28 protein-coding genes are annotated in these 23923 nt (G+C 62.8%); 17 read left to right on the top strand and 11 right to left on the bottom strand.

The genetic code is table 11. The annotated features are described in order from the left end of the window. The first annotated feature begins 181 nt into the window (after positions 1 to 181). The 6 genes from rplM (at position 182) to mdtD (ending at position 4474) form a co-directional block, all read left to right on the top strand. A complete protein-coding gene (rplM, locus tag AC1DU8_RS18500; protein WP_007867557.1) occupies positions 182 to 610 on the top strand; it encodes a 50S ribosomal protein L13 in 429 nt (142 codons plus the stop codon). 10 nt (positions 611 to 620) lie between these two features. Continuing rightward, on the top strand, positions 621 to 1013 hold the full coding sequence (gene rpsI / locus AC1DU8_RS18495; protein WP_007867568.1) for a 30S ribosomal protein S9: 393 nt from the start codon (positions 621 to 623) through the stop codon (positions 1011 to 1013). Between the two features lie 219 nt (positions 1014 to 1232). Next, a complete protein-coding gene (locus AC1DU8_RS18490) occupies positions 1233 to 1940 on the top strand; it encodes a DUF6776 family protein (protein ID WP_477666786.1) in 708 nt (235 codons plus the stop codon). 52 nt (positions 1941 to 1992) lie between these two features. Beyond that, on the top strand, positions 1993 to 2394 hold the full coding sequence (locus AC1DU8_RS18485) for a bactofilin family protein (protein ID WP_477666785.1): 402 nt from the start codon (positions 1993 to 1995) through the stop codon (positions 2392 to 2394). 168 nt (positions 2395 to 2562) lie between these two features. Continuing rightward, a complete protein-coding gene (erpA, locus tag AC1DU8_RS18480; RefSeq protein ID WP_122955163.1) occupies positions 2563 to 2928 on the top strand; it encodes an iron-sulfur cluster insertion protein ErpA in 366 nt (121 codons plus the stop codon). Between the two features lie 124 nt (positions 2929 to 3052). Next, entirely contained in the window at positions 3053 to 4474 is a 1422-nt protein-coding gene (mdtD, locus tag AC1DU8_RS18475) for a multidrug transporter subunit MdtD (RefSeq protein WP_457282899.1), read from the top strand. Between the two features lie 21 nt (positions 4475 to 4495). Here the strand turns inward: mdtD and AC1DU8_RS18470 are convergent, their stop codons facing one another. The 3 genes from AC1DU8_RS18470 to AC1DU8_RS18460 all read right to left on the bottom strand — a co-directional run bounded on the left by AC1DU8_RS18470 (position 4496) and on the right by AC1DU8_RS18460 (position 6947). Further along, positions 4496 to 5452, bottom strand: coding sequence for an ROK family protein (locus tag AC1DU8_RS18470; protein WP_457282921.1), 957 nt, complete (start codon positions 5450 to 5452; stop codon positions 4496 to 4498). A 144-nt stretch (positions 5453 to 5596) separates the two neighbouring features. Continuing rightward, positions 5597 to 5791, bottom strand: a complete 195-nt coding sequence (locus AC1DU8_RS18465; RefSeq protein ID WP_477727122.1) for a DUF2905 domain-containing protein — start codon at positions 5789 to 5791, stop codon at positions 5597 to 5599. A 37-nt stretch (positions 5792 to 5828) separates the two neighbouring features. Beyond that, positions 5829 to 6947, bottom strand: coding sequence for a class I SAM-dependent methyltransferase (locus tag AC1DU8_RS18460; protein ID WP_457282901.1), 1119 nt, complete (start codon positions 6945 to 6947; stop codon positions 5829 to 5831). 63 nt (positions 6948 to 7010) lie between these two features. Between AC1DU8_RS18460 and AC1DU8_RS18455 the strand changes: the two genes are divergently transcribed. The 6 genes from AC1DU8_RS18455 to AC1DU8_RS18430 are packed head-to-tail and all read left to right on the top strand — an operon-like array spanning position 7011 to position 11743. Continuing rightward, on the top strand, positions 7011 to 7784 hold the full coding sequence (locus AC1DU8_RS18455) for an SDR family oxidoreductase (RefSeq protein WP_477727121.1): 774 nt from the start codon (positions 7011 to 7013) through the stop codon (positions 7782 to 7784). 54 nt (positions 7785 to 7838) lie between these two features. Continuing rightward, complete coding sequence (locus tag AC1DU8_RS18450) at positions 7839 to 8210, top strand: dihydroneopterin aldolase (protein WP_431094939.1); 372 nt, start codon at positions 7839 to 7841, stop codon at positions 8208 to 8210. Positions 8211 to 8230: 20 nt separating this feature from the next. Next, on the top strand, positions 8231 to 9181 hold the full coding sequence (gene ttcA / locus AC1DU8_RS18445) for a tRNA 2-thiocytidine(32) synthetase TtcA (protein WP_477727120.1): 951 nt from the start codon (positions 8231 to 8233) through the stop codon (positions 9179 to 9181). Between the two features lie 51 nt (positions 9182 to 9232). Next, positions 9233 to 9853, top strand: a complete 621-nt coding sequence (locus AC1DU8_RS18440) for a DUF4136 domain-containing protein (RefSeq protein ID WP_477727119.1) — start codon at positions 9233 to 9235, stop codon at positions 9851 to 9853. Between the two features lie 2 nt (positions 9854 to 9855). Further along, the gene (locus AC1DU8_RS18435; protein WP_477727118.1) at positions 9856 to 10530 is read left to right on the top strand and encodes a histidine phosphatase family protein; all 675 of its coding nucleotides are present in this window, start codon (positions 9856 to 9858) and stop codon (positions 10528 to 10530) included. 25 nt (positions 10531 to 10555) lie between these two features. Next, a complete protein-coding gene (locus tag AC1DU8_RS18430; protein WP_457282906.1) occupies positions 10556 to 11743 on the top strand; it encodes a DSD1 family PLP-dependent enzyme in 1188 nt (395 codons plus the stop codon). 25 nt (positions 11744 to 11768) lie between these two features. On the opposite strand, the gene AC1DU8_RS18425 is transcribed toward AC1DU8_RS18430, so the two are convergent. The 4 genes from AC1DU8_RS18425 to ruvA are packed head-to-tail and all read right to left on the bottom strand — an operon-like array spanning position 11769 to position 15709. After that, the gene (locus tag AC1DU8_RS18425; protein WP_477727117.1) at positions 11769 to 12254 is read right to left on the bottom strand and encodes an energy transducer TonB family protein; all 486 of its coding nucleotides are present in this window, start codon (positions 12252 to 12254) and stop codon (positions 11769 to 11771) included. Between the two features lie 11 nt (positions 12255 to 12265). Then, a complete protein-coding gene (locus AC1DU8_RS18420; RefSeq protein WP_477689871.1) occupies positions 12266 to 13999 on the bottom strand; it encodes a rhomboid family intramembrane serine protease in 1734 nt (577 codons plus the stop codon). 54 nt (positions 14000 to 14053) lie between these two features. After that, on the bottom strand, positions 14054 to 15121 hold the full coding sequence (ruvB, locus tag AC1DU8_RS18415; protein WP_457282909.1) for a Holliday junction branch migration DNA helicase RuvB: 1068 nt from the start codon (positions 15119 to 15121) through the stop codon (positions 14054 to 14056). A gap of 15 nt (positions 15122 to 15136) precedes the next feature. Beyond that, the gene (ruvA, locus tag AC1DU8_RS18410; RefSeq protein ID WP_457282910.1) at positions 15137 to 15709 is read right to left on the bottom strand and encodes a Holliday junction branch migration protein RuvA; all 573 of its coding nucleotides are present in this window, start codon (positions 15707 to 15709) and stop codon (positions 15137 to 15139) included. A 93-nt stretch (positions 15710 to 15802) separates the two neighbouring features. Between ruvA and AC1DU8_RS18405 the strand changes: the two genes are divergently transcribed. Further along, positions 15803 to 16819: a PhoH family protein gene (locus tag AC1DU8_RS18405; RefSeq protein ID WP_457282911.1), complete on the top strand. Its 1017-nt coding sequence runs from the start codon at positions 15803 to 15805 to the stop codon at positions 16817 to 16819. Continuing rightward, complete coding sequence (gene ybeY / locus AC1DU8_RS18400; protein ID WP_477666782.1) at positions 16809 to 17264, top strand: rRNA maturation RNase YbeY; 456 nt, start codon at positions 16809 to 16811, stop codon at positions 17262 to 17264. Before AC1DU8_RS18405 ends, ybeY begins: the two co-directional genes overlap by 11 nt. A 68-nt stretch (positions 17265 to 17332) precedes the next feature. Here ybeY and dtd read toward each other — a convergent pair whose 3' ends face one another. The 3 genes from dtd to AC1DU8_RS18385 all read right to left on the bottom strand — a co-directional run bounded on the left by dtd (position 17333) and on the right by AC1DU8_RS18385 (position 19531). Continuing rightward, on the bottom strand, positions 17333 to 17782 hold the full coding sequence (dtd, locus tag AC1DU8_RS18395; protein WP_477727116.1) for a D-aminoacyl-tRNA deacylase: 450 nt from the start codon (positions 17780 to 17782) through the stop codon (positions 17333 to 17335). Next, a complete protein-coding gene (locus tag AC1DU8_RS18390; RefSeq protein ID WP_457282914.1) occupies positions 17782 to 18540 on the bottom strand; it encodes a substrate-binding domain-containing protein in 759 nt (252 codons plus the stop codon). Before AC1DU8_RS18390 ends, dtd begins: the two co-directional genes overlap by 1 nt. Positions 18541 to 18616: 76 nt before the next feature. Further along, positions 18617 to 19531 carry a cation diffusion facilitator family transporter gene (locus tag AC1DU8_RS18385; RefSeq protein ID WP_477666780.1) on the bottom strand — a complete coding sequence of 305 codons (915 nt, stop codon included), beginning with the start codon at positions 19529 to 19531 and terminating at the stop codon, positions 18617 to 18619. Positions 19532 to 19652: 121 nt separating this feature from the next. Between AC1DU8_RS18385 and AC1DU8_RS18380 the strand changes: the two genes are divergently transcribed. Continuing rightward, positions 19653 to 20210 carry a FecR family protein gene (locus AC1DU8_RS18380; protein WP_477727115.1) on the top strand — a complete coding sequence of 186 codons (558 nt, stop codon included), beginning with the start codon at positions 19653 to 19655 and terminating at the stop codon, positions 20208 to 20210. After that, complete coding sequence (locus tag AC1DU8_RS18375; RefSeq protein WP_477702228.1) at positions 20207 to 20818, top strand: OmpA family protein; 612 nt, start codon at positions 20207 to 20209, stop codon at positions 20816 to 20818. The genes AC1DU8_RS18380 and AC1DU8_RS18375 overlap by 4 nt, the downstream gene beginning before the upstream one ends. Positions 20819 to 20938: 120 nt before the next feature. On the opposite strand, the gene tyrS is transcribed toward AC1DU8_RS18375, so the two are convergent. Then, positions 20939 to 22171, bottom strand: a complete 1233-nt coding sequence (gene tyrS, locus AC1DU8_RS18370; protein WP_457282918.1) for a tyrosine--tRNA ligase — start codon at positions 22169 to 22171, stop codon at positions 20939 to 20941. 225 nt (positions 22172 to 22396) lie between these two features. On the opposite strand from tyrS, the gene AC1DU8_RS18365 reads away from it, so the two are divergent. Further along, positions 22397 to 23761 carry a M23 family metallopeptidase gene (locus tag AC1DU8_RS18365; protein ID WP_457282919.1) on the top strand — a complete coding sequence of 455 codons (1365 nt, stop codon included), beginning with the start codon at positions 22397 to 22399 and terminating at the stop codon, positions 23759 to 23761. Positions 23762 to 23923 lie beyond the last annotated feature (162 nt).

The raw sequence follows: 23923 nt of genomic DNA, 5'->3' as shown, positions 1-23923 counted from the left end.
GGGGAAATGCCTCATATCCGGCTGAATATTGACGCAAGTCCTTGATTTTTCATATAATCGTGGGCTCTGCAGCGCCTAGTGGTTCCGCGGCAGAGCTTGAAATACTGCCTAAGAGGTTCTCATCAGAAGAACACCGACCGCAGAAAAGAACCCGACAAACCATTTTTTCGAAAGAAAACTCATGAAAACGTTCAGCGCAAAACCCGCTGACGTGACGCACGAGTGGTTTGTGATTGACGCGACCGACAAGGTCCTCGGACGAGTAGCCAGCGAAGTTGCTCTCCGTTTGCGCGGCAAACACAAGGCCATTTATACGCCTCACGTCGATACCGGTGACTTCATCGTCATCATCAATGCAGCCCAGCTGCGCGTCACCGGCGCCAAGTCGACTGACAAGATCTACTATCGCCATTCCGGTTATCCAGGCGGCATCACTGCCACCAATTTCCGCGACATGCAAGCCAAGCACCCCGGCCGCGCTTTGGAAAAAGCCGTCAAGGGCATGCTGCCCAAGGGCCCGCTCGGCTACGCCATGATCAAGAAACTCAAGGTGTACGGTGGTGCAGAGCACCCGCATACCGCCCAACAGCCTAAAGTGCTGGACATCTAAGGAGCCATTGATGATTGGTGAATGGAACAATGGCACCGGCCGTCGCAAATCCAGCGTCGCCCGTGTGTTTATCAAAAAAGGCACCGGCAAGATCACGATCAATGACCGTGACATCCAGGTGTTCTTCGGTCGTGAAACCTCGATCATGATCTGCCGCCAGCCCCTGTTTCTGACGAACCACGTCGAGACGTTTGACATCATGGTCAACGTCCACGGCGGCGGCGAGTCCGGCCAGGCCGGCGCAGTGCGCCACGGTATCACCCGTGCCCTGATCGATTACGACGCAACGCTCAAGCCGGCCCTGAGCCAGGCTGGCTTTGTGACCCGCGATGCACGTGAAGTCGAACGTAAAAAAGTCGGTTTCCGCTCAGCTCGCCGCCGCAAGCAGTTCAGCAAGCGCTAATCCGCTCTCGCTGTTCCCCAAAAGCCGCCTGGTTCACCTGGCGGCTTTTTTCATGGCCGAAGCATTTGTGTGGCGCCCGCAACGCCCTGTCAATGCTTTGTAAGCGTTTAGTTTTCCTGATGCAAAGCCTTACCCGGCTTTACGGCTGAATCGGGCGGTTCAGCGGATGTCTGCGTGCACAATGCAGCTCCTCGAACCGAAAACTGCAGGGCCCCCGATTTGAAATTTCGCCTGTTTCGCCGCCGGCTGACGATCAGCTCCCCGCGCATGTCGGTGCGCAGCTCGCTCCCCTGGCCCTTGCGGTGGATCGCCGGTGCCCTGATGCTGGGTTTTTCCGCAGCGGTCGCCCTCTGGGCCTTCGAGTTCGGCAAGGGGATTGCGGGCGTGGATACCGATGCCAGGGAAGAGATCAGCGTGTTGCGTCAGGAAGTGGTCACTTTGCGTGCAGACCGCGACAGGGCGCAATCGATTGCCAATACTTCAGGCAGCCTGCTCACGGCCGAAAAAGCGGTGCAGGAAAAGATGATGAGCCAGATCCGGCAGCTGGAGAGCGACAACCGCAGCCTGCGTGACGACCTGGGATTCTTTCAGAAGCTTTTGCCGGCTGGTAGCGCCGAGGTTGTCGCCATCCGCAGCCTGCAGGCCGAGGTATTGTCGGGAACCCAGCTCAAATGGCAGGTCCTGGTGATCCAGCCCGTCAAGGGTGCACCTAATTTCAACGGGAAACTTGATCTGACGGTTCATGGCACGCAGGACGGAAAACCCTGGACGATGACTTTGCCCGGCGGACCGCAAACTTTACAGTTCAAACAGTACCTTCGTGTGGAAGGTGTCCTCGACTTGCCCCCCCAAGCCATGGTACAAACAGTTACAGCTAAAGTCATTGAGGGGACAGCGGTCAGATCTGCCCAGACCTTCAAGCTTTGAGAATTCCCCCCGATTTCCCTTCCACCGCCACCCCCAGCACAGGAACCTTTGTATGTTTGGAAAAAAGAAGCAGCCGCCCATCAAAAGCCTGATCGCCCAAGGCAGCTGCATTGAGGGCAACCTGAAATTCACCGACGGCCTGCGGATCGACGGTGAAGTGATCGGCGACATCCGCGCCGCCGAAGGCAGCTCCAGCATTCTGGTGATCAGCGAGTCCGCCATCGTGACTGGCCATATTCATGCCGACCATGTGATCATCAATGGCCGGGTGATGGGCCCTGTCCACGCATCCGAGCTGCTTGAATTGCAGCCCAAAGCCAAAATCGAGGGCGATGTGTCTTACAAGGCGCTTGAAATGCACCAGGGTGCCGTCATCTTTGGACAGTTGCGCGCTACAAGCCACGCGGAGCTGGAAGAAAAACCCACGCTCAAACTGGCCGCCAACAACATCTGATTGATTGGGGTTAATTGAGCGAGTAAGCGCTCACAAATAGACCGCACGGCCTAACACGCATGGGCGTTATGGTTGATTGAATTGCTGTACTATTTGCCCATAAGTGTCGCCAGAGGCCTGAACGCCTCGAATCGCGAACCCTGATTCGCTTTATGTATTGGAGTCCCCATGAGTGCCGTTGCCGAAAATATCCAGACCGAAATGCCCGCGCCCTTTGTCTTCACCGACAGCGCCGCGTCCAAAGTGGCTGAGCTGATTGCTGAAGAAGGCAACCCGGATCTGAAGCTGCGCGTCTTTGTGCAGGGCGGGGGCTGCTCCGGTTTCCAGTACGGTTTCACCTTCGATGAAATCACCAACGAAGACGACACCACCATGACCAAAAATGGCGTGTCCCTGCTGATCGACGCCATGAGCTACCAGTATCTGGTGGGCGCCGAAATCGACTACAAGGACGACCTTGAAGGCGCGCAATTCGTCATCAAGAACCCCAACGCCACCAGCACCTGCGGTTGCGGATCCAGCTTCTCGGCCTGAGGCGGAACTCAACGCCTTCGCTTTAAAAGCCGCCTTCGAGGCGGCTTTTTGCTGTCCGGCCATCCTCTTGTCTTCTTGATTCCCCATGCGGTGAACCAAGTTCGCCTTTTCGCATCTCTCATCCATGCAGGCAGAAGAAAAATCATTGCGCATGCTGCTCTGGCTGGTGGCCATCGGCTTTTTCATGCAGACGCTGGACGCCACCATCGTCAACACCACCTTGCCGGCCATGGCCCGCAGCTTTGGCGAAAGCCCTTTGCGCATGCAGTCGGTGGTGGTGGCCTATTCCCTCACCATGGCCATGCTGATTCCCGCGTCCGGCTGGATCGCCGACCGCTTTGGCACGCGGCGGGTGTATGTGGGGGCGATCTCGCTGTTCGTCATTGGCTCCATCGCCTGCGCGCTGTCCGGCAACCTGATGCAGCTGGTGGCGGCGCGGGTGGTGCAGGGGATGGGCGGGGCGCTGCTGCTGCCGGTGGGCCGGCTGGCGGTGCTGCGCGCCTTTCCGCGTGAGCGCTTTTTACAGGCCATGAGCTTCATTGCCATTCCGGGCCTGGTTGGCCCGCTGATCGGGCCCACGCTGGGCGGCTGGCTGGTCCAGGTGGCTTCCTGGCACTGGGTGTTCCTCATCAACATTCCGGTGGGGGTACTGGGCTGCGTGGCGACGCTTTTCTACATGGAGGACAACCCACGACTTCAAATGCCGCGTTTCGACTTGCCGGGCTACCTTTTGCTGGCCTTCGGCATGGTGGCCGTGTCGCTGGCGGTGGATGGGCTGTCGGGCCTGGGCCTGAAACAGGCCAGCGTGCTGGTGCTGCTGGTGTTTGGCATGGCCAGCCTTACCGCGTACTGGCTGCATGCCGCCAAACGGCCTGACCCGTTGTTTTCGCCGCGGCTGTTCTCGATTCCCACACTCAGCATCGGACTGCTGGGCAATTTGTTCTCACGCCTGGGCAGCTCGTGCATGCCTTTCCTGGTGCCACTCCTGCTGCAGGTCAGCCTGGACTATTCGCCGTTGCAGGCGGGAATGATGATGGTGCCGGTTGCCGTGGCGAGCATGCTGGTCAAGCGCGTCACCACACCGCTGATCACGCGCTACGGCTATCGCAGGGTGTTGGTGAGCAACACCGCGCTGGTGGGCCTGACGATGGCGAGTTTTGCTTTCGTGACGCCGGCGCAGCCGCTGTGGCTGCACATCCTCCAGCTGGCGTGTTTTGGCGCGGTCAACTCGATGCAATTCACGGCGATGAACACCGTGACCCTGCGTGACCTGGACAGCAGCATGGCCAGCAGCGGCAACAGTTTGCTGTCGATGGTGCAGATGCTGGCGATGAGCATGGGCGTGGCCGCCGCGGGCGCGGTGCTGGCCGCTTTCACCGGCTTCTTCGGCGCGGGCGAGGCCGTGCAGACGCTGCATTCCTTCCAGGCAACGTTCGCCGCGATGGGGCTGATCACGCTGGCGTCGGCGGGGATTTTCTGGCAGCTGTCGCCGCAGGTGAGGGTGGTGAAGAAGGCTGAAGCGACCGAGGCTTCGGGGCAGGGCTAGTTTTATCTGCCGGCAGCCGCGTCAACTCACCAGTGCCAAGGCTGCAAAGTCCCCGACCCGTTCGCCCAGCCCGGCCGTCACCAGTTCAACGCCATCCGTCAGGGCGGGCAGCTTGCCCTGTATCTGGGCCCGAAGGCGCGGCAAAAGATAGTCGTGGTGATTCAGGAACACGCTCCCTCCGAGGCTGATGCGCTGGAGATCCAGCGTGACCACAAGGTTGTAAAGGGCGCGACCCATCACCCGGCAAAGCTCGTCGACCATCACCGTTGCGCTGGCATCGCCCGCGCGCGCGGCGGCAAAGAGGTTGATCGCGCCGGCGTGGCCCGCGCCGGCAAACCGCCGCTCTATCGCATTGCCGGCCACCAAGGCTTCCAGGTCGCCGATATTGCCGCAGCCGCACAGCGCGTCATGGCTGTCGCTCACAAACATGTGGCCGGCGTGGCCCGCATTGCCGTGCTTGCCGTGCAGCACCCGGCCATCAACACACAGGCCAACGCCGACGCCGGTGCTCCAGGTCACATAGGCGCAGTGCTCCAGACCCTGCAGGGCGCCCCAGCGGCGCTCGGCCTCGAGTGCGGCGATGCCGTCGTTTTCTACGCGTACGTTGGGAAAGGCCTGGCGCAGCGGTGCTTCCAGCGGCACGCTGAGCCAGTCGTTGGGCAGGCCACGCGCCTTGCCGGCCATGCCGCCGCAGATGTTTGGGGTTGTCAGCTCGATCAGACCGTCGTGCAGCGCAAACGGTCCGCACGATGCGACGCCCACTGCCGAAACGGCTGAGGGATCGATGCCCGCCTCGGCGCAGCTGCGTGCCATCAACACCAGAACCTGCTGGCCCAGTGCGTCGCGGCTGCCCTGTTTGACGGTGGCTTCGGTCACCCGGCCCCGCACGCCGTGCTCATCGGCCACGCTGACGGCCACCTTGGTTCCGCCTACGTCAACGCACAGCAAGGGTGCGGAGCCTTTGGGCAGCACGGGAATCTGAACGGGTGTCGGGAAGGGGGAGTTTGCGTTCAAGGCCGGGTCTCCAGAGGTGGGCCGATGGATGGATCAGTCAATGCGCATTGAGGATAGATGCTATCTGTCATCAGAGGGGGTGCGCGTAGTCTTTTGGCGTGATTTGTTTCATATGAGTTTGGCAACCAGCGTGGCGATCAGGCTCAGCAACACCGTGGTCGCCAATGGAATAAACCATTCCCGGCCAAACAGCCTGAAGCGGAAATCGCCAGGCAGCCTGCCGAAGCCCAGCTTGTGCAGCCAGGGCGTGAGGCCGCTGATGACTATCAGGACCAGGAAAATCACGATCATCCAGCGAATCATGGAGGTGCTTTCATGTGGGGCATTGTGGCGTGGGGCTCTACAGGGTGTGGCTTCTGTCGCCCTGAGAAAACCCCGATGCTTCCCATCCTGAATTAGGAGCGTCCGGAGAATCCACCGCAAACCCGATCACCTTGAACAGCTCACCCATTTCATGTTCGTTCACCAGCTTTTGCAGCATCGCCCGGTCCTGCAGGCTGGCGTTTTCCATGCCGTCCAGCAAGCCGCAATTGAGCAAAAACCGCCCCTGGCTGGTATAGCCCAGCACCTGCAGGCCGGCTTCCTGCCCTGCCAGGGCAACGCCGGTGAAGTTGACATGCGCCGTGATGTCCTTGTTGCCCACATCCGCCAGCGTATCGGCATCGGCCAGGTGGCCGCGGTGGCACATCAGCGTGCCCATGCTGCGTTGCGGATGGTAGTACTCGTGTTCGGGGAAGCCGTAGTCGAGCAGGAACACGGCGCCGGCGTCCAGCCGGTCGGCCAGTGTCCGCATGAAGCCTTCCGCCTGCGGATGGATTTCTGTGACGTAATCGTGTTCGCCTTCCACTTCAATGGGAGGCCGGAGATCGGTCGGGCTGTCGGCATGGACAAATCCTCCCTCAAGGCGGGCCACGCCGCGCTCGTGCCAGATGTTGTTGAGCCGCGCGAGCAGCTTCACCGGCATGGCGTCCAGCACTTCGTTGCCCACCACCACGCCCCGCATCTGCGCCGGGAGCTCCGCTACCCAGTCCACCTTGCCGGCAAAAGCCTGCAACCGTTCCTGCTGGCGCTCGCGCAGGCTGCCCGACAAATCGACGATGCGGTACTGCGTGACCGAGTCGCCCAGCGCATCCAGCAACTGGTGCGCCAGGGCGCCCGAGCCGGCGCCGAATTCCCAGATTTCCGTGGTGCCGGTTGCCGCCAGGGCTTCTTTCACCTGCCGGGACAGCGCGCGGCCAAAGTGGGCGGACATCTCTGGGGCCGTCGCAAAATCGCTGCCCGACTGCGGCATCAGGCCGAATTTGCGCGAGGTATTGGCGTAATAACCCCAGCCGGGCGTGTAAAGCGCCATGTCCATGAAACGGTCAAACCCGATCCAGCCGCCGGCAGCGTCAATGGCCTTGGCGATGTGGTCGGCAAGGCTGGTCGGTAAAATGGGGGGATTGGTCGTCTGGGTCATGTTTGTCACCGCCTGCAATTGTCGGCGATACGTCCCTGACCTTTTTGCCAACCCTCACCACCCATGACCCCAACCCCGCCATCATCCCGACCCGTTGTCCTCGTGACCGGCGCCGCCAGGCGGCTGGGCCGCGACATCGCGCTGGCGCTCGCGGCCGGCGGCTGGCAGGTGGCGGTGCATTACCGCAGCTCCGAAGAAGATGCTATTAAAACAGTAGCTGATTGCGCACAACTGTCGGGCGCTGCAGCCGCTTTTCATGCAGATTTAAACGACGAAACGGCGGTGCGCGGCCTGTTGCCGGCCGTGGTGGAGCGCATGGGCCAGGTCGATGCCGTGGTGAACAACGCCTCGACCTTTGAGCAAGACAGTGCCGCCAGCTTCGGTTTCGCCGCCATGGACCGGCATCTGCACAGCAACACCGGCGCCGCCATCGTGCTGGCCCAGGCCCTGCATGCGCATGTGGCCTCGCGCGGTGCCAGGGGGGCCGTCGTCAACCTGCTGGACCAGAAGCTCTGGAACCAGAACCCCGACTTTTTCAGCTACACGCTTTCCAAGGCCGCGCTGGAAGCGGCCGGCACCATGCTGGCGCTGGCGCTTGCGCCGCAGGTTCGTGTGGTCGGCGTTGCGCCGGGGCTGACGCTGACCAGCCACCTGCTCACCGACGAACAATTCGAGGCCCGTCACAAACTGTCGCCGCTGGGCCGGTCGTCCACCCCCGCCGACGTGGCGGCCGCGGTGAAGTTTGCACTGGAGAACAGCTCCATCACCGGCACCACGCTGCTGGTGGATGGTGGCCAGCACCTGATGAAGTTCGAGCGCGATTTTTCGCTGATGTAAGCCATCGGCAACGGCTTACACATCACCACAACTGACCCACTACAGACTGGCACCATGTTCAATTCCCGGGGCACCCAGATCCTGAACCTCACCGGTTTGCGCTTTGACGCCAACCTGGGCATTCTGGATCACGAAAAAACCGCGCCGCAACCGATCCAGGTCGATGCCGAACTGAACCTGGGCACACAGCCGCTGCTGCCCCATGACGACGACATCCACCATGTGCTGGATTACCGCAAGGTGCGGCAGATCATCATCACCGAATGCACCTCGGAACACGTCAACTTGCTGGAAAGCCTGATCGGCAAGCTGGCGCACCGGCTGATGAAGTTGCCCGGCGTGCTGGGCGTGCGGGTGAAGATCGCCAAACTTGAAATTTTTGACGACTGCGAAGTAGCCATTCGCATCGAGACGGGACAGTGGTGAACGATATGGGAGTGAATGATATGAGTGCTGTTTGGGAAGATGCTGTCGCGGAACACGAGCAGCAGGAAAGCTCCGCGCGCGTGCAAAACAGCATGAAGATCGAGCGCGAAGACCACAAGCTTGAAAAACGCCTGTGCCGCGAAGTCGGCCGCGCCATTGTCGACTTCAACATGATTGAAGAAGGCGACAAGGTCATGGTGTGCGTCTCGGGCGGCAAAGACAGCTACGCCATGCTCGACATTTTGCTGAAGCTGCAAAAGCGAGCGCCCATCAACTTCGAACTGGTGGCCGTCAATCTCGACCAGAAACAGCCCGGTTTCCCGGAGCACATCCTGCCGGACTATCTCGGCAAGCTGGGCGTACCCTTTCACATCGAAAACCAGGACACCTACAGCATCGTCAAGCGCGTGATCCCTGAAGGCAAAACACTGTGCTCGCTGTGCTCGCGCCTGCGCCGCGGCATTTTGTACCGCGTGGCGGGCGAATTGGGCTGTACCAAGGTTGCGCTGGGCCATCACCGCGACGACATGCTGCAGACGTTTTTCCTCAACATGTTTTTTGCGGCCAAGCTCAAGGGCATGCCGCCCAAGCTGGTGAGCGACGACGGCAAGAACATCGTTATCCGCCCCATGGCCTACGTGACCGAGAAAGACCTGACGCGCTGGGCGCAGGTGCGCGAATTTCCCATCATCCCGTGCACGCTGTGCGGCAGCCAGGAAAACCTGCAGCGCAAGCAGGTCGGCAACATGCTGCGCGAATGGGAGAAAAAATTCCCCGGACGGCTGGAGAACATGTTCGCCTCGCTGCAAAACATCGTGCCGTCGCACCTGATGGACAACAAGCGCCACGATTTCAGGGGCATCAAGACAACCGGCATTGCCGAGCCGGAAGGCGACAAGGCTTTTGATACCGAAGAGTTCCGGGAGCCGGTGCCACCGGGGCTGTCCGTGATCGGCGTGCATTCGGGCTGATTGATTTTTCAGCGTTCTTCGTTTTCAACAACTCATTGCTTTGGAGGCCTCATGAAACGTGCGTTCGCGATTTTCTTCATGGCTGCCATGGCTTTTGTCATGGCGGGCTGTTCCACCGTGCGCCTGGTCGACAGTGACGTTACCGCCTTCTACAACTGGAACGGCGCGCCGCCTGCGCCTGGCACACCTTATCGCTTTGAGCGCCTGCCTTCCCAGCAGGCCGCCGGCTCGCCGCAGGATGCCGTTGAAGGCATGGCACGCAGCGCCCTGGCCAAGGTGGGAATGGAGCTCAACCCGCCCGTCGCACGCTACAGCGTGCAGATTGTGGCCACCACCCAGATCATCGACCGCGGCCCCTATGGCTACAGCCCCTACGGCGGTTTTGGGTTTGGAAGCGGTGTGTTCATGGGCGGCGGCAGCCGCGGCGTCGGGGTCGGCCTGTCGTTCCCAATCGGCGGCGGAATCTCGGAGCCGACCTATTTCAAGCGCGAGCTGAGCATCGTGATGCGCGACCTTCGCACCAACCAGGTCGCCTATGAAACACGGGCGCTGCACGACGGCGTCTGGTCGGATACCCCGGCTGTGCTGCCCGCCATGCTGGACTCGGCTCTGCGCGGCTTCCCGCAGCCGCCGCCGGGTACGCGCCGCATCAATGTCGAGATTCCCCGATAACAATGGAATCAACGCGCGTCATTGCCATACGTCACGGTGAAACCACCTGGAATGTGGATACCCGCATTCAGGGCCACCTGGACATCCCCCTCAACGACACCGGCCGCCGGCAGGCCGGACGCATGGCGCTCGCGCTGGCCGACGAACCGATCACTGCCATCTACGCCAGCGACCTGACACGCGCCTGGGAAACCGCGGAGTACCTGGGCCGTGTGCTGGGCATCGAGGTGACGCGTGAGGAAGGCCTGCGGGAGCGCGGCTTCGGCGACTTTGAAGGGAAAACCTTTTCGGAGATCGAGGCCCTGCTGCCCGAGCAGTCGATGCGATGGCGCAAGCGGGATCCGGAGTTTGCGCCTGCCGGCGGCGAGTCGCTGCTGGATTTGCGCAGCCGGGTGGTGGCCACCGCCGAGCGTCTGGCGGCCGCGCACCCGGGCGAGCTGATCGCCATGGTCGGCCACGGAGGGGTGATGGATGTGCTTTACCGCGCCGCCACGCGGCTGGACATCCAGGCCCCGCGCACCTGGGCGCTGGGCAACACGGCCATCAACCGCCTGCTCTGGACGCCCCAGGGCTTTTCCCTGGTGGGCTGGGCCGACACGCAGCACCTGGAAAACGACGCACTGGACGACAACGGATTTTCCGGCGGCGATGCCGGCGCCCGTCTCAGCGCACAATAAGCGCAGAATAAACATCAACGCACTCATGAGCACACAGCCGCCCCGCCTGGCCGAACTGATCGGGAAACCGGTCAACGACATCGACACGCCCGCCCTGGTCATCGACCTGGACGCAATGAAGCGCAACCTTGCGCGCATGGCTGAATTTGCCAAGAAGCACAATGTCCGCTGGCGTCCCCATGCCAAGCTGCACAAAAGCGTCGCGCTGGCCAAGGCGCAGATGCGGGCCGGCGCCATTGGCGTGTGCGTGCAAAAAACGTCCGAAGCCGAAATTATGGTGGCCGGCGGTGTGTACAACGTCTACATCAGCAATGAGGTCATCGCCCCGGCCAAGCTGGCCCGTGTGGCGGCGCTCACCCAAAAAGTCGCGGCCCAAGGCGGCCACCTTGCTATTGCGGTGGACAGCACCGAGGGTGTGATCCGTCTGGCGCAGGCCATGACGGAGGCCCGCATCAACAACAAGAATGCGGGTGCCACCGTGATCGACGTGTTTGTGGAAATCGACGTCGGCCAGGGGCGCTGCGGTGTCGAGCCCGGCGCCGCCGCCGTCACGCTGGTGCTGGAAATCCGCAAACACCCTGCGCTGCGTTTTGCCGGCTTGCAGGCCTACCACGGCAAGGCCCAGCACATGCGCAGCGCCCAGGAAAGGCGCGACGCCATTGCCAGGGCGGTGGAGGCCGTGCTCCTGACGCGCAAACTGGTAGAAGCCCAGGGCATCACGGTAGACCTGGTTACGGGTGCGGGCACCGGTAGCCTGATGCTGGAGGCCGCCAGCGGTGTTTACGGCGAACTGCAGGCCGGCTCTTTCATGTTCATGGACGCCGACTACGCCCAAAACGAACGGGACCCGTCGCAGCCGCAGTTCGAACACGCACTGTTCGTCAAAACCCAGGTGATCAGCACGCACGGCAGCCATGCGGTGTGCGACGCCGGCCACAAAAGCCACGCCATTGATTCCGGCCTGCCGCTGGTGCATGCCTTTGACAGCGAAAGCGAGCTGGCCTATTTCAATGGCGGCGACGAGCACGGCATTTTGCGGCCCGCGGGCGACAGCAAGCGCCTGCCGGGCCTGGGCAGCATGCTGTGGCTGATTCCCGGCCACTGCGACCCTACCGTGAATTTGCACGACGCCATGATCGGCGTGGCCGGTGGCCTGCGCCACGGTACGGTGCAGCGCATTTACCAGGTCGACGCCCGCGGCGCGCTGACCTGACTCCCCTGCGCGTAAAACAGCGCGCCTAGAAGTTCACGCCGTAGACCGCATACATCGGCGAGGGCGCGCCATTGATGCGCCCGCCGCGGTACACCGCTTCGCGTGCCGACTGCAGCACGGCCCCATTGAGTTCGGCATGCGTGGACGACAGCACCCGTGCATCAAGCAGCTTGCCCTCGGCGTCCAGCAGTGTGATCACGACGACGCGGCCATGGATGCCCTGCGCGCGGTAAGTCTGCAAGGTGTCGAGCGCGCCGGGCTTGCGTACGCGCGCGATGGAAATCTTTTGCCCCATACCGTCGCCGTCCTGCATCTGTGGCGCCTGCGGATGATCGGCGTAGAGTTTTCCCATCTGCCGGAACAGCTCGGGGAATTCCGGCAGGCTGGACGTGGAAGCGAGAGGCACGGCTGGATTGGGCGTGCGCGGTCCCGGTGCCGGGACCGCGCAGCCCCCGACCGCCATTGCCCAACAAAGCATCAGGCCCGGCGAAATCAGGGAACGGCGAGACATGGCTATTTTTCTCAGGGGTTGGATTTGGATTTGGGCTTGGCGGCACTCACACGCTCGGAAATCCGCGCATCAATGGCCTTGAGCTCCGCGCTGATCACCCGTACGCGGGCCTGGCCGGCTGCGGCGGTGACATCGCCCTGCACGGCACGTGCAGTGGCCAGCTGGATTTGCATCAGTTCCACCATCAGATTGTTGGCGCGCTTGACGTCGCGCATGCCGGCGCCGATTTTGTCATTGGCGGGAATGTCCAGCGGGGCCAGGGCGCGCTGGACGGCCTGGTAACCCGGCAGGTGCCGTGCTTCTATCGCCTGGACAAATTCAGGCTCCGGCATCTTGCCTTCCCGAAAAGCTTTGACGTCGGCCTGAAAGGCTTTCTCCGCGGCTTGCATCGCGGGCAAAATGCGGGTCAACCCGGCCTGGAATTCAAACAGCTGCCGATGGTGCACGGAAGGGGTGGGTGTTGTGACTACCAGTGCGGCCACCGCCATGGCCGACACCAGCGCACCGATGGTTGCCGTTGAAAGCCGCCGCGCCGGCGTGACCGCATCAGCGATCTTCTCTGTCAGCAGCCAGGCCAGTACACATCCCGCAACGAGGCCACCCACGTGAGCGGCATTGTCGATGCCCTGCTGGCTGAAACCCTGGACAAGGGCATAGGCCAGAAAAACCCCCTGGCTGGTCATCACCTTCTTGGTGGTGAGACCGGGTATCTGCCCGCGGTGCTGGTGCATCGCGACCAGCAAGGCCCCCAGGACACCGAACACCGCGCCGGAAGCGCCCACTGAAACCGATTGCTGGGCGGAAAAGTGCAGGCTGAGCGCACTACCGGTGAGTGCGCTGGCCAGATAAATCAGCAGGAACTGGAAATTGCCGTGAAGCCGGTTGAGTTGCCTGCCGGCCTCCCACAGGCCCAGCATGTTCAGCGCGAGATGCAAAAAACCGCCATGCAGGAAAGCGGCCGTCAGCAGACGCCAGTATTGCCGGTCTTCCACTACCGAGGCCGCCGAATTGGCGCCCCAGGCCAGAAGATCCGACGGCAAGGGCTTCAATGCGTTCAATCCGGAACCCAGATTGGCCAGCCAAACGGCAACATTCAGGCACACGACCAGGTAAAGCGCCCACGTCACGGGCGTGAGCTGTTTGAGCCGGGCCTCAAAGTCCTCGGCCGCCTTGAGTTCTGCCGTTCGTTGTGCCATGGCCTGCATGAAGCCGCGCCCGCCGTAAGCGGCAAAGGCCTGCGTCACAGCCGCTATCGCCTGGGTGTGGTCTTTGGTCTTGATGCTGCTCAATGGAACACCGAGGCGCTTTTTACGGCTGCCCCACCACCATTTTTCGTTCACGTGCGGCGCGAGCGACACGATGATCGACGTGTTGCCTTGCACAGTCTGCGACTCAATGTCGGAAACCTCGGACCACGCGATGCACCTGTTTTTCAATACGGCGGCGCTGATGCCTTCCGGACCCACGCGAAGCGCGGGACGCTTGCTGACAAGCTGCCGCCCGAGAAGCCAGGCAAGCCACAGCAGGCCACCCAGGGAGAACACCCGCCACCCCGGAAAGCCGGTGAACGGGACAAACACGAGCATCAAGGCCGGAATGGCCGCGAGGAACAAAAAGAGGATCGTCAAGGTACCCGTCGTGCTGCGCCACGATGGGGAAAACTCACGCACATAAGCATCGAGAGTGGCGCCGGCAGCTACATCGCCATTCAGCTCTGCCGACGGAACGGTATCCGGAAATTCCATTATTCCCCCTCCTGCCCTTGCCACCCCGGTGAGCGGGCCTGTTTTTCAAAGGTGTTACGCGCCGAAAAAGTCCTGTCCCTGCTGCGGCGGCGCCACGCCCAGGTGGCGGTAGGCGGCCAGCGTGGCGATGCGCCCGCGCGGCGTGCGCTGCAGATAGCCCTGCTGGATCAAATAGGGTTCGATCACGTCTTCGATCGTGTCGCGCTCCTCGCCGATGCTGGCGGCGATGTTGTCCAGCCCCACCGGGCCGCCGTCGAAGCGGTGGATGACAGCCTCCAGCAGCTTTCTGTCCATCACGTCAAAGCCCTGCGGGTCCACGTCGAGCATGGCAAGCGCCTTGTTGGCGATGTCCAGCGAGATGTGGCCGGTGCCCTTCACGTCGGCATAGTCGCGCACACGGCGCAGCAGGCGGTTGGCGATGCGCGGTGTGCCGCGTGACCGGCGGGCAATTTCAAAACCGCCTTCTTCATCCATGGGCGCATTGAGCAGCTTGGCGCTGCGCCGCACGATGCGCGCGAGTTCGTCGGGCGTATAAAACTCCAGCCTCGCGACGATGCCGAAGCGGTCGCGCAGCGGGTTGGTCAGCATGCCGGCGCGCGTGGTGGCGCCCACCAGCGTGAAGGGCTGCAGATCGAGCTTGATGCTGCGTGCCGCCGGGCCTTCGCCGATCATGATGTCGATCTGGTAGTCCTCCAGCGCGGGGTAGAGGATTTCTTCGACCACCGGGCTCAGGCGGTGGATTTCGTCGATGAAGAGAACGTCGTTCTTTTCAAGGTTGGTCAGCAGTGCGGCCAGGTCCTTGGGCTTTTCCAGCACCGGGCCCGATGTTTGCCGCAGGTTCACGCCGAGTTCGTGCGCAATGATGTGGGACAGCGTGGTCTTGCCCAGGCCGGGCGGGCCGAACAGCAGCACGTGGTCCAGCGCCTCGCTGCGCTTTTTGGCCGCGCCAATGAAAATTTCCAGCTGGTCGCGCACCTTGGTCTGGCCGACGTACTCGTCAAACAGCTTGGGGCGCAAGGCGCGCTCGATCGCCTCCTCACCGGGTGAGGCCGGCGCGGCCGACATCACGCGCTTGGTGGGCGGAAAATCACCCGGAGAGAAGTCGTCAGTCTGAATGGTCATGCTGGACTACTTCGGCTATTTAGCCAAGGCCTTCAATGCCAGCTTGATGCCGTCGCTCACGCCAATGTCCTTGGGCAGTGCCTTCAGTGCCAGCGCCGCATCGCGGTCGCTGTAGCCCAGCGCCACCAAGGCCTGCAGGATGTCTGACTGGGCATCGTTGGCGACGCTGACCTGGATACCGATGTCGGCGCCCAGTTTGCCCTTGAGTTCCAGCAACAGGCGTTCGGCGGTCTTTTTGCCGATGCCGGGCACCTTGATGATGCGGCCGGCTTCCTGCTGGGTGACGGCTTGGGCAAGCTCTTCAACACTCATGCCGCTGAGCACGCTGAGCGCGGTGCGCGGGCCCACGCCGGAGATCTTGATGAGCTGGCGAAAGGCTGCGCGTTCGGTGGCGCTGCCGAAACCGTAGAGGATTTGTGCGTCTTCGCGCACCACAAAATGCGTCAACAGGCTGACTTTTTCGCCCAGGCCGGGCAGGTTGTAGAAGGTGCTCATGGGTACCAGCACTTCATAGCCGACGCCGTTGCAGTCCACCAGGATTTCCGGGGGATTTTTTTCGGCCAGCTGGCCAGAGAGTCTTCCTATCATGGCCAAATCTTATCAGTCAGACGCAGGCGGCTGTTTGGGCGGACAATTGTGTTTTAGGCCGTTATCAGCCTCCTTTTCAGGAAAACCATCGCCTTGATTCTTCGCCACACCTTTACGCCGCCGAACAACACCCGCATGGGCCACCTGTGCGGACCCATGGACAGCCACATCCGCACCATCGAAGTGGCGCTGGATGTCACGATTGCCCACCGCTTCGAGCAGTTCAAGATCGACGGCACCAAGGTGAAGGCCAACCAGGCGCTGGAAGTGCTCCAGGCCCTGTACGAAATCGCCCAGCGCCCCATAGAGCCCGAAACCGTGCAGCTGATGCTGGCCGGCGACACCGCGCTCAGCATCGCACCCGACGGCGCCATGGCGCTGTCGACCCGCCGCGCCGACCTGCGCGCCCGCACCACCAACCAGGGCACCTACCTGGAAAACATCGCCACCCACGACATCACTTTCGGTATCGGCCCGGCCGGCACCGGCAAAACCTATCTGGCCGTGGCCTGCGCCGTCGATGCACTGGAGCGCAGCACGGTGCAGCGCATCGTGCTGACCCGCCCGGCGGTCGAGGCCGGCGAGCGCCTGGGCTTTTTGCCGGGCGACCTGAGCCAGAAGGTGGACCCTTACCTGCGTCCGCTGTATGACGCGCTGCATGAGCTGATGGGCTTCGAGCGCGTGCAAAAGGCCTTTGAGCGCCAGCAGATCGAGATCGCGCCGCTGGCCTTCATGCGCGGCCGCACGCTGAACCACGCCTTCGTCATCCTCGACGAAGCGCAAAACACCACGCCCGAGCAGATGAAGATGTTTTTGACCCGCATCGGCTTTGGCAGCAAGGCTGTGGTGACGGGCGATATCAGCCAGGTGGACTTGCCGCGCACGCAGCTCAGCGGCCTGGTAGACGCGGAGCGCGTGCTCAAGCGCGTCAAAGGCATTGCGATCACCCGCCTGACGAGTGCCGACGTGGTGCGCCACCCCTTGGTTGCGCGCATTGTGGATGCGTATGACAAATCGCCGGGCGCCGCCGGGCCCGCCGGCGAAGCCGACGCGGAACCCGTTGCCGCCCCAGCCCGCCGCGCCAGCGCCCGGAGCCGCAATGGCTCTTAAGCAGCTCAGCCTGTCGCTGCAGTTTGGCGACCTGAAGGACGCCGCCCGCCACCGCGCCGCCCTTCCGCGCCACAGCGTGGCCCGATGGATTCGCCACGCGCTGGCGCACGACGGTGAGATCACCGTGCGCATCGTCGACGCCGAAGAAGGCCGGGCATTGAACCGCGACTACCGCCAGCGCGACTACGCCACCAACGTGCTGACCTTTGATTACACGCAAGAGCCCGTGGTGACCGCCGACCTGGTGCTGTGCGCACCGGTGGTGGCCAAAGAGGCGAAAGAGAACAAAAAGACGCTGCAGGCCCACTACGCCCATCTGCTGGTGCACGGCACGCTGCACGCGCAGGGTTGGGACCACGAGACTGGCGAAGCCGATGCCGAAGCCATGGAAGCGCGTGAAATCGAGATCCTGGCCGGCCTGGGTATCCAAAATCCTTACCGCTGAGGTTCAAGGATTATTTGGCTGTAATCCAATAGGGACGAGCGCAAGCAGCTATTGAATTAATAGCAAATTCATGTGCCCGGTACGACCTGCAGGGGAATCGTCACCGGCCCGTCATTGACCAGATGCACCTGCATGTCGGCTGCGAATTGCCCGGTTTCGACCTGCGGATGCAGGCTGCGGGCCTGGGCCGCAAAGTAGTCGTAGAGCCGGCGCCCTTCGTCAGGCGGGGCCGCACCGGTGAAGCTGGGCCGGTTGCCGCCTGAGGCATCCGCGGCCAGGGTGAACTGGCTGACGATGAGCAGCCCGCCTTTGACGTCCTGCACGCTCAAATTCATCTTCCCCGCGCTGTCCGAAAAAATCCGCAGCTTGAGAATCTTGGTCAGCAGCTTGTCGGCCTGCGCTTCAGCGTCACCGCGCTCAGCGCACACCAGCACCAGCAGCCCGCCGCCAATCTGGCCGACGGTCTCGCCGGCAATCACCACGCTGGCCTCGGCCACGCGCTGCAGCACGGCCTTCATCAGTCAGTCACACCAGCAGCCACAAACAGCGGCTTGCCGACGGGGCCGGAAAGGAAACTGACGAACTGCTGGGCCACATCCTGCTGTTTGCCGGAAGCCAGCGGCGCGGCGGTGTACGACGTGTAGTTCTGCACTTCGGCCGGCACCGGCCCGACGAACTTCAGGCCCTTGTCCTTGTACAGAAGAATCTCGGTCATCGCACCGAAGCCGATCTCGCGCCCCTTGCCCTTGAGCACGTGCTCCATCACCGAGGCGCCGTCGGGGTAACGCGTGGTTTTGCTTTCCACCTGCGCATACACATCCATCTTCTTGAGCAGGCCTTCCAGGTACAAGCCGGTGGATGCGCGGTTGAACACCAGCGAGTCGGCGGCCAGCACCGAGCGTTTGAGTGCCTCGGCATTGGCGATGTCGGGCACAGGCGCGCCTTCGCGCACCGCCACACCCATGCCGACACGGCCGACGTTGGCGCGCGTTTCCGCCAGCTTGCTAGCCGCGGCAAATTCGCCAATGACGGCGGGCGGCGCGATCACCACGTCAAACGCCGGATTGCTGTCCATGCGCTTTTTCAGCTCGGGTGCGGTGTTGAAGGTGATTTTGGCGGTGTGGCCGGTCTGCTTTTCAAAAGCGGCCGCGGCCGCCTTGAGGCCGGGCTCGATGGCACCGGCGCTCAGCACCTGGAGCTCCGCCGCCTGCGCGGCGGCGCTGAGCAGTGCGCAGGCAAGGACGCGGGCGGCAAACGTAAGAGGGGTTCGTTTCATCAAGGCTCCTGGACTCATGGATAGAAGGTCGGAAGGTCGGGGAAATTATCGGTGGCCGGAAGAGGGCGGCAGGCCGTCAGATCAGGTCGGCCTCGTCGTCGAAATGGGCTTCCACATCGCTGGGCAGCAGCTGGATGCTGGCGCGCAGGCCGGGCACGGCGCTCATCAGGGCCTGCTCAACGCTGGTGCGCACGGCCGCCGCGCGGCCCAGTGACCAGCTGGCCGGCATGTGCATGTGCAGGTCGACAAAGCGCCGCTGGCCGGCGCGGCGCGTGCTCAGGTGGTCAAAGCGGATGGTGGGGTGGCTGAAGCCTGCGAGCGTTTTCTGGATCTCGGCCAGCACTTCGGGCTCCACCGCCTCGTCCATCAGGCCCTGTGACGAGCGCCAGACCAGCCGGCCGCCCTCCCACAGGATATTCAGGGCCACGCCGATCGCCACCACGGCGTCCAGCCAAAGCCAGCCGGTCAACATGACAGCGCCTATGCCGACCACCACACCAACAGAGGTCCAGACGTCGGTCACCAGGTGTCTGGCGTCGGCCTCAAGCGCGATGGACCGGTGCAGCCGGGCCGCACGGAACATCGCCCAGGCCAGCAAGCCGTTGAGCGCCGAGCTGCCCACCGACAACGCCAGGCCCCAGCCAAGCTGCTGCAGCGGCCGCGGGTCCAGCACGCGGTGCGCGGCAGCCCAGATGATGGCCACAGCCGCACCGACGATCAGTGCGCCCTCGAAGCCGGACGAAAAATACTCGGCCTTGTGGTGGCCATAAGGGTGGTCGTCGTCGGCAGGGCGCTGCGCAATCGTGACCATGGCCAGGCCAAAGAGGGCGCTGGCCAGGTTGACGAAAGACTCCATGGCGTCAGACAACAGGCCCACCGAATCCGTGATGTACCAGGCCGCTGTCTTGAGGACGATGGTGACTGCGGCCACTGCGACGGAAGCGCGCAGCAGCCGTTGCGGCGTCAGGGACTGCCAGGCGGGAAAATTCATCTGTGCATTGTGAGGTATGGGGGCATGCCGGGTAACAAACCGGAGAAGGGTGGCGGGGTGGCAAGACTTGCCCGGCGAATCGTAACCAAAGGTAATGGATAATCCGCCCAAAGAGGTCTTCATGAAACATCGCTACCTGACAGCCTTGGCCGGACTGATGCTTGCAGCCGTGCAAGCCACCGCACAAACCCAGCCGGAGCCTGCCGCGGCCGTTCCGGCCACGCCGGCAGCCGCGCCAGCCGAGGCATCGGCCCCAACCGCTTCTGTACCCTTGCCCCCACCTCCACTCGCCCCCGGGCAGGCCGGCTTTCTGAAAACCCTGCGCGGTGATGTCAAGCTGCTGGAGGCCGGCGGCGCAGCGCGGCCGGCAAAGGCCGGAGACCCTGTATTGCCCGCCGGCCGCATCGTCACAGGCGCCGACTCCGCCGCCAGCCTGGTCCTGCGCGACGGCACTACAGTGGTGGTGGGTCCGGCTTCGCAGCTGGACATCAAGGGTTTCAGCTTTGATGCCACCACACAAGAGGGCGGCCTGCTGCTCTCCCTGCTGCAGGGTTCGCTGCGCATGATGAGTGGCCTGGTGGGCAAGGCCCACCCCGAGACTGTGCGCATCGAGACCAAGACCGCTTTCATCGGCATTCGCGGCACCGACTTCATCGTGCAGGCGGACCCACAGCCATGAGAATCCATTTCCCCCTTCTCTCCGCCATTCTCCTGAGCACGCTGCTGGCGGCTTGTTCCACCGGCACCCGTGTTGTGCTGCTGCCGCAGGAAGACGGAACGCCGTCTGCCGTGGTGGTGCGCGCCAGGGAAGGCGCTGGCGGCGAAGCTGTGCTGTCCGTGCCTTTCCAGCGTGCCACGGCAGCGCGGGGTTCAACGGGTGCCCCCAGGGTGGACCAGGCTGATCCGGCCAAGGTTCGCGCCGATAACGCTGCGCTGTATGACATGGCGCCGCCCAGGGGCAAGCGTTACACCGTGTACTTTGATGCGGGTGGCACGGTGCTGACGGCCGAGTCGCAGAAAATCATGGAAGACGTGCTCGTCGATGCGCTGGCCCGAAGTGGCGGCGACATCGTGATCACCGGCCATACCGACACTGTGGGCGCCGGAGCCAGCAACGACGTGCTGTCGGCCCAGCGGGCGCAGCAGGTGCGCCAGATATTGATCGACCGCCAGTTTCCGGCGGAGCGCATCGAAGCGGCGGGCCGGGGTGAACGCGACCTGGCCGTGCTTACCGCCGATGAGGTGGAAGAACCGCGCAACCGGCGCGTGGCCATCGAGGTTCGGTAACAAGATGACTGGTGTTCAGGCTAAATGCCTGTAGACCAATAGGGGTAAGCGCAAGCAGCTATTAAAACTGTAGCGCTCGGTCGCCGCCCCGAGTCTGCGGAAAGCGCCCCGTGCCGCAGTTCAGGCCAGCGTGACCCGGGCAAACTTGCGTTTGCCCACCTGCACCACATACGTTCCGCTGTTCAGCTTGAGCGCCTTGTCGCTCACCACGCTGGAGTCAATCCGCACGCCGCCGCCTTCAATCAGGCGCGTGGCTTCGCTGCCCGAGGGCGCGAGGCCAGCCGCCTTGAGAAGCGCGCCTATCCCCATCGGCGAACCGGACAGCGACACCTCGGGAATCTCGTCCGGCACGCCGCCCTTGCTGCGGTTGATGAAGTCCTGCTCGGCGGTGTCGGCTGCTGCAGCCGAGTGAAAGCGTGCCGTGATTTCCTTGGCCAGCGCGACCTTGGCGTCCTTGGGGTTGCGTCCGCCGTCCACTTCGGCCTTCAGTGCGGCGATGTCGGCTTCACTTTTGAACGACAGCAGCGTGTACCACTTCCACATCAGCACATCGGAGATCGACAGCACCTTGGCGAACATGGTGTTGGCGTCTTCGCTGATGCCGATGTAGTTGTTCTTGCTCTTGGACATCTTCTCGATGCCGTCCAGGCCTTCGAGCAGCGGCATGGTCAAAATGCACTGCGGCTCCTGGCCGTATTCCTGCTGCAGGTGCCGGCCCATCAGCAGGTTGAACTTCTGGTCGGTGCCGCCGAGTTCCAGGTCGCTCCTGAGCGCGACCGAGTCGTAGCCCTGCATCAGCGGGTACAAAAACTCGTGCACGCTAATAGGGGTGCCGGCCTTGAAGCGGTCGTTGAAGTCGTTGCGCTCCATCATGCGGGCCACGGTGTAATGCGAAGCCAGCTTGATCATGCCGGTGGCGCCCAGCGGTTCGCTCCATTCGCTGTTGTAGCGCAGCTCGGTTTTGGCGGGGTCCAGGATCTTGTCGGCCTGGGCGCGGTAGGTTTCGGCGTTGACCTTGATCTGCTCGGGCGTGAGCGGGGGTCGTGTGGTGTTGCGCCCGGACGGGTCGCCGATCAGGCTGGTGAAGTCGCCTATAAGAAAAATGACTGTATGGCCCAGATCCTGGAGCTGACGCATTTTGTTCAGCACCACGGTATGTCCGACATGAATGTCAGGCGCCGTCGGGTCCAGCCCCAGTTTGATGCGCAGCGGGACGCCTGTGGCCTCCGATTTGGCCAGTTTTTGTATCCAATCGTTTTCCGGGATCAGCTCATCGCAGCCGCGCAGGGACACAGCCAGGGCCTCCCTGACGCGGTCGGTGACGGGGAATTTTGTAACAAGCTCTTGATTCATAAGGGTTTTTCACATGTCGGGGAATTGTCCGACAGATATACTGGCGGCTCTCCTGCAGCGGCGGAGCCATTTTAGTTGGCCTGCAATTTGCTGATCAGGAAACTCATAACCGGATGGCTCCGGCCCCACCCCTGCATCCAGGGCTGGCCGCCAAAGCTCTCCACCTTTTATACAGCAGTCCGGTGCTCGCGCAGCGCCCGATGCACTTTTGTTGGGAATACTGCTTTGCCACTGCCATCTCCCTCCCAGATACTGCTGCCGATCGCCGACAGCCTCCGTCGCCATCCCAAACGGGTCACCGCCAGCCTTGCAGCGCTGCTGCTGGGCACAGGTGTCACCGCATTCGGCGTTGCGCCCCTGGCACCCGATGCGGCCAACCTGCCGGTCCGCCAGATACTCGAAGCGGTCGAGCCTTTGCCCACGCAGATACAGACCGATTCCCTCACCGATTTCCGTTTCAAGCTGTTCCGCACGGAAAGCACCCGCAGCAGCGATACCGCCGACACCCTGCTCAAGCGCCTGAACATCGACGACAGCGCCGCAGCCGCCTTTTTGCGCAGCGACGCCAATGCGCGCCTGCTGCTGTCGGGCCGTGCCGGAAAGAACGTAACCGCCGAAGCCAGCGACAGCCAGCAACTGCTCAAGCTCAGCATGCGTTGGCCCACTGACGACGAAACGATGTTCAAGCGCCTGGTGGTCGAGCGCGGCGCCGCCGGTTTCAGCTCGCGCATTGAAACCGCCCCGTACGTGGCTACTGCGCGCCTGTCCAGCGGCAGCATCCAGACCTCGCTGTTCGCCGCCACCGACGACGCCCGCATCCCCGACGGCGTGGCGGTGCAGATCGCCGAAATTTTCTCCAGTGACATTGATTTTCGCCGCGCACTGCGCAAGGGCGACCGCTTCAACGTGGTCTATGAAAGCCTGGAAGCCGACGGCGAGCCGCTGCGCACCGGTCGCGTGCTGTCGGCCGAGTTTGTCAACGCCGGCAAGGCCTACCAGGCCATGTGGTTCCAGCCTCCGGGCGTGGACGCCACGGGCGCTGCCAACAGGGGCGGCTATTACACGCTCGACGGCCGGAGCCTGCGCCGCGCCTACCTGAGCTCGCCCGTCGAGTTCTCGCGCATCAGCAGCGGCTTTTCAATGCGCTTTCACCCCATCCTGCAAAAATGGCGCGCCCACCTGGGCACCGACTTCGCAGCGGCTACGGGAACACCTGCACGTACCGTCGGCGATGGCGTGGTGGAGTTCTCGGGTGTCCAAAACGGGTATGGCAACGTGGTGTTCGTTCGCCACCGCAACGGCCATGAAACTGTTTATGCCCACCTGAGCAAAATCATGGTGCAGCGCGGCCAGAACGTCAGCCAGGGCCAGACCATCGGTCTCGTCGGCTCCACCGGCTGGGCCACCGGCCCACACCTGCATTTCGAGTTCCGCGTCAACGGTACCCAGCAGGACCCGATGACGATCGCCAAGCAGAGCGAGACCATTCCCGTGTCTACGGCTGCCATGCCGGCATTCAGGGAGCTCTCAGCGGGCGTGAAGACTCAGCTTCTGGCAGCCTCGACCATCACCCAGACCCGCGCTGAGTAGCTAGAGCCCCCACGTTCGCTCACTGCGTGTAGCTCTCTGCCCCCCGAGGGGCGCTGCGCCTGCGGTCTGGCAAAGCCAGTCCCGCGGCCCCGGCTGGCAAAAACCGGAATCCTTTGCCCACTGCGTGTAGCTCCTGCCTCTTGAAGGTTGCCGTGTCTGCAG

Source organism: Polaromonas sp. P3_A5, from assembly GCF_056403055.1.
This window is presented reverse-complemented; position numbering and strand designations above follow the sequence as displayed.

Coding starts and splice junctions, on each gene's coding strand:
- AC1DU8_RS18375 (WP_477702228.1), top strand. CDS start 20,207: ATGAGAATCCATTTCCCCCTTCTCTCCGCCATTCTCCTGAGCACGCTG.
- AC1DU8_RS18420 (WP_477689871.1), bottom strand. CDS start 13,999: ATGGAATTTCCGGATACCGTTCCGTCGGCAGAGCTGAATGGCGATGTA.
- mdtD (WP_457282899.1), top strand. CDS start 3,053: ATGCAGGCAGAAGAAAAATCATTGCGCATGCTGCTCTGGCTGGTGGCC.
- rpsI (WP_007867568.1), top strand. CDS start 621: ATGATTGGTGAATGGAACAATGGCACCGGCCGTCGCAAATCCAGCGTC.
- ybeY (WP_477666782.1), top strand. CDS start 16,809: ATGGCTCTTAAGCAGCTCAGCCTGTCGCTGCAGTTTGGCGACCTGAAG.
- AC1DU8_RS18465 (WP_477727122.1), bottom strand. CDS start 5,791: ATGATTCGCTGGATGATCGTGATTTTCCTGGTCCTGATAGTCATCAGC.
- AC1DU8_RS18385 (WP_477666780.1), bottom strand. CDS start 19,531: ATGAATTTTCCCGCCTGGCAGTCCCTGACGCCGCAACGGCTGCTGCGC.
- AC1DU8_RS18430 (WP_457282906.1), top strand. CDS start 10,556: ATGAGCACACAGCCGCCCCGCCTGGCCGAACTGATCGGGAAACCGGTC.
- AC1DU8_RS18390 (WP_457282914.1), bottom strand. CDS start 18,540: ATGAAACGAACCCCTCTTACGTTTGCCGCCCGCGTCCTTGCCTGCGCA.
- AC1DU8_RS18460 (WP_457282901.1), bottom strand. CDS start 6,947: ATGACCCAGACGACCAATCCCCCCATTTTACCGACCAGCCTTGCCGAC.
- erpA (WP_122955163.1), top strand. CDS start 2,563: ATGAGTGCCGTTGCCGAAAATATCCAGACCGAAATGCCCGCGCCCTTT.
- dtd (WP_477727116.1), bottom strand. CDS start 17,782: ATGAAGGCCGTGCTGCAGCGCGTGGCCGAGGCCAGCGTGGTGATTGCC.
- ttcA (WP_477727120.1), top strand. CDS start 8,231: ATGAGTGCTGTTTGGGAAGATGCTGTCGCGGAACACGAGCAGCAGGAA.
- AC1DU8_RS18380 (WP_477727115.1), top strand. CDS start 19,653: ATGAAACATCGCTACCTGACAGCCTTGGCCGGACTGATGCTTGCAGCC.
- rplM (WP_007867557.1), top strand. CDS start 182: ATGAAAACGTTCAGCGCAAAACCCGCTGACGTGACGCACGAGTGGTTT.
- AC1DU8_RS18425 (WP_477727117.1), bottom strand. CDS start 12,254: ATGTCTCGCCGTTCCCTGATTTCGCCGGGCCTGATGCTTTGTTGGGCA.
- AC1DU8_RS18440 (WP_477727119.1), top strand. CDS start 9,233: ATGAAACGTGCGTTCGCGATTTTCTTCATGGCTGCCATGGCTTTTGTC.
- ruvA (WP_457282910.1), bottom strand. CDS start 15,709: ATGATAGGAAGACTCTCTGGCCAGCTGGCCGAAAAAAATCCCCCGGAA.
- AC1DU8_RS18485 (WP_477666785.1), top strand. CDS start 1,993: ATGTTTGGAAAAAAGAAGCAGCCGCCCATCAAAAGCCTGATCGCCCAA.
- AC1DU8_RS18435 (WP_477727118.1), top strand. CDS start 9,856: ATGGAATCAACGCGCGTCATTGCCATACGTCACGGTGAAACCACCTGG.
- tyrS (WP_457282918.1), bottom strand. CDS start 22,171: ATGAATCAAGAGCTTGTTACAAAATTCCCCGTCACCGACCGCGTCAGG.
- AC1DU8_RS18450 (WP_431094939.1), top strand. CDS start 7,839: ATGTTCAATTCCCGGGGCACCCAGATCCTGAACCTCACCGGTTTGCGC.
- ruvB (WP_457282909.1), bottom strand. CDS start 15,121: ATGACCATTCAGACTGACGACTTCTCTCCGGGTGATTTTCCGCCCACC.
- AC1DU8_RS18455 (WP_477727121.1), top strand. CDS start 7,011: ATGACCCCAACCCCGCCATCATCCCGACCCGTTGTCCTCGTGACCGGC.